The organism is Methylobacterium sp. B1 (assembly GCF_000333255.1).
Taxonomy (GTDB): Bacteria; Pseudomonadota; Alphaproteobacteria; order Rhizobiales; family Beijerinckiaceae; genus Methylobacterium; species Methylobacterium fujisawaense.
Window position 1 is genome coordinate 1 of sequence record NZ_BACT01000398.1, and the last position, 3,346, is coordinate 3,346.

Consider the following 3,346-nt stretch of genomic DNA (forward strand, 5'->3'; position numbering starts at 1 on the left):
CCGGCAGCGTCGGAGCGAGCCTGTTCGGGCCGGAGAAGGACCTCCTCACCATGCTGGGCGGCGAGCGGCTTTGTGCCGGCATCACCGTGGGGAGCCTCGTCGCCGCCGCAGGTCTGTGCCTCGCCCTGGTTCCGGCCTTCGGGACGCTCGGCGCCGCCATGGCGGTGGCGCTCGCGACCATGGGCCGGGCCGCCCTTCTGGCCCGGGCCGCCGGGCGGATCCACGGGCTGCCGACCCCGGTCTGGGCCGCCGGGATGGCCCGATGACCGCGGCGAACCCCCTCCGCGCGCCCTCCGACGTCGCGTTCGCGCTGACCGACGCACCGGATCCCGTCGCCTGGGATGCGCTGGTCGCAGCGAGCACCGCCCCGCATCCGCATTTCGCGCGGCACGTGATCGATGCCCATCGGGCCGCAGGACTCCTGTCGGCCGCTCTGCGCTATGTCACGGTCCGCCAGGGAGACCGGCTCGTGGCGCTGCTGCCGTATGCGCCGACCCGCGACCTGTGCGGCCTCGGCAGCCGGATCCTGCGGCCGTTCCTCTCCCCCTACGTGACCGCCACCGCGCCGCTGATCGCCGACGGCCCGGACCGGACGGCCCATGCGCGGGCGCTGGTGGCCGGGCTCGAGGCGGCTTCCGGCGGCCGGGCGTGGCGCTGGCCTCTGCTGCCGACCGGAGAAGGCGCCGTGCCGGACATGCTGGCGGAAATGCGCCGGCGCGGCTGGGCGATCGGCACGGTGGCGGCCTTCGACCGGCCGGTCATGGACCGGCGCGCCGACCAAGCGGCGTTCCTCGCCGATCATCCCAACCGGGCGCGCTTCAAGGATCTGCGTCGCCGGGCGCGCCGTCTGGCGGAGACCGGCGCCGTCGCCCATGTGAGCGCCGCGGACGGACCGGACCTCGCCCGCCTCGTTGCGGCATTTCTCGACCTGGAGCGCGTCGGCTGGAAGGGAAAGGCCGGCACCGCCATGGCCTGCCGCCCGGAGAGCGCCGCGCTCGCCGGCGCCCTGTTCACGGCGACACCGGGCCCGGTCGGCGTCCGGGCCGATGCGCTGACCCTCGACGGGCGGCCGATTGCCGTCAGCCTGGCCCTGGTCACCGGCGGCACCGCGACCCTGCTGAAGACCGCCTACGACGAAGGCCTGCGCAGCCTCGCCCCGGGCCTCCTGCTGGAAGCCGAGATCGTGCGGGCCTGCCACGAGACCCGCTTCGCCGAACGCCTCGACTCGGCGACGTTGGACGGTTCGGCTCTGGAAAGCCTCTACCGCGACCGGACCCCGATCGCCGAGATCATCGCCGTCCCGCCCGGTCGGCAGGTGATTCCCCTGGAGCGGCGCCTCCGGCTCGCCCGATTCGAGCGGGACGCGCGCGCCGCCGCCAAGCGGGCGCTGCGGCGGCGCTAGATCGGCGCGGCGCAGGTCGCACCCACGGGCGCCCTGCGGAGATTTGCGAGCGCGATCTCCGGTCATCCGCCCCGGGAAGGCCGGTGACGGCGCCCGTGCTCCGCGCGCAGGCCGGCCCGGCGGCGTGTCCGAGCCAGGGCGCCAGGGCGAACTGCGCGTTGCCCGCGACCGCATCGGTCGTATTCTCCATTTCCGGTCCGCCGCACGGATCACCTGCCGGGCGACCACCGGACCGGCCCTGGGGTTTGGCGCCGGGTGGCCATGCCGCGGGAGGACCGGCAGCCGGGACGCTCGGAACCGCGACCCGGTCGCGTCGGGCGATCAGCGCGGAGGAGGCATCATGGACGACTGGAAAGCGGGGCTCCGGGCGGAACTGCGGGCGATCGACATCGCCACCGGCGACGCGGCTTCGGCGCAGCTGCCGGACCTGCTGCGACGCCTGAGCCGACATCAAGCCGGGCTAGGTCGCAACCCTGTCCTGTCCCTCTATCGCCAATGGCGCATCCGGAGCCTGGCGCGGGCCGTGGCGGACGCGCGCTGGCACGTGGAACAGGGGCGCCGCGCGCGCCTCGGCGGTCTCGATTCGCGGTCGTGAGAGGGTGCGGTCAGGCCGCGGCGGATCGGCCGGCCGCGCCGCGACCCGACCGCGGCGTCTCACTCAGGGTCTTCAACCCGGGGCCTGCCGCCGCGAGGGGGACCGGCGGATCCAAACGGTCGGCCGGCACGGCCGGCAGGCGCACGAGGACGATCGTGCCCACCGTTTCCTCGGAACGGATCCGAAGCGAACCACCATGCAGCTCGACCATCGAGCGGGTGATGGCGAGGCCCAGGCCCGATCCCTTGTGGCTGCGGGTCATCTGCGTCTCGACCTGGGTGAAGGGCCGGCCGAGCCGGTCGAGATCGGAGCGCGGAATGCCGATGCCGTTGTCCTCGATGTACAGATGCGTGCACGCCCCGGCACGGCGCGCGCGCACCGCGACGCGCCCGCCGGCGGGCGTGAACTTCACGGCATTCTGCAGGAGGTTGGCGAGGATCTGCCGGATCGCCTGCGGATCGGCCAGCAGGTCCAGCCCGGACGTCACGTCGACGCTGACGGTGATCGCCTTCTCGCGGGCGGCCGGCTCGACCGGGGCGAGCGCAGCCGTGATGGCGGCCTCCGCCGAGATCGCCTTCGGGATCAGCCGCACCCGCCGGGCCTCGAGGCGGGCCATGTCGAGGATGTCGTCGATCATGGACAGCAGATGCGAGCCGCTCTCGCGGATGTCGCGGCAATATTCGGTGTAGCGCGGGGTGCCGAGCGGGCCGAGCACGGCATTCTCCATCACGTCGGCAAAGCCGATGATGGCGTTGAGCGGCGTGCGCAGTTCGTGGCTCATATTGGCCAGGAATTCTGCCTTGGCCTGGTTCGCGGCCTCGGCGACTGCCTTCTGGTCGAGATAGCGCTCGGCGAGGTCGGCGAGCTGCTGGGTCTGAAGCTCGAGGGTCCGGCGGGACCGCTTGAGGTCCTTCACGGTCTCGATCAGTTCGCGCTCGGACGCGAGGAGCTGCTCCTGATTGCGCTTCAGGCTGGTGATATCGGTCCCAACCGAGACGTAGCCCCCATCCTTGGTGCGCCGTTCGCTGATCTGCAGCCAGCGGCCATCGGTGAGTTCGGCCTCGAAGGTCCGGGCCGCCATGCTGGTCAACGCCATGCCCGCCTCGGGTGATTCCCGACGGACCTGAGGCAGCACGCCGCGACCCATCACGTCCGTGTAGCTTCGCCCGGCCTGCGCATCCTCCGGGCTCAGGGCGTGGAGGTGGCGGAACTTGGAATTGCACAGGACCAGCCGATTGCCGGTATCCCAGAGCACGAACGCCTCCGAGATCGCCTCGACGGCGTCGCGCAGGCGCATGTCGGCCGCCGCGTTGGTCTCTTCGAGGGCCCCCTGTTCGCTGATTTCGGGG

3 protein-coding genes and 1 pseudogene are annotated in these 3,346 nt (G+C 72.7%); 3 read left to right on the forward strand and 1 reads right to left on the reverse strand.

Annotated elements, in window-relative coordinates; all coding sequences use genetic code 11:
- The 3 genes and pseudogenes from I53_RS11525 to I53_RS11535 all read left to right on the forward strand — a co-directional run.
- A pseudogene (locus tag I53_RS11525) lies at positions 1 to 266 on the forward strand (polysaccharide biosynthesis C-terminal domain-containing protein); the annotation flags it as partial.
- Positions 263 to 1,402, forward strand: a complete 1,140-nt coding sequence (locus I53_RS11530) for a GNAT family N-acetyltransferase (RefSeq protein ID WP_043350705.1) — start codon at positions 263 to 265, stop codon at positions 1,400 to 1,402. The pseudogene I53_RS11525 and the gene I53_RS11530, both read left to right, overlap by 4 nt.
- Before the next feature lie 340 nt (positions 1,403 to 1,742).
- Positions 1,743 to 1,997 (forward strand): hypothetical protein, encoded by a 255-nt coding sequence (locus I53_RS11535; RefSeq protein WP_043350706.1) that lies wholly within the window; start codon positions 1,743 to 1,745, stop codon positions 1,995 to 1,997.
- A 10-nt stretch (positions 1,998 to 2,007) separates the two neighbouring features.
- Here I53_RS11535 and I53_RS11540 read toward each other — a convergent pair.
- A partial coding sequence (locus I53_RS11540) for a PAS domain-containing sensor histidine kinase (RefSeq protein ID WP_043350708.1) occupies positions 2,008 to 3,346 on the reverse strand: 1,339 nt, incomplete at its 5' end.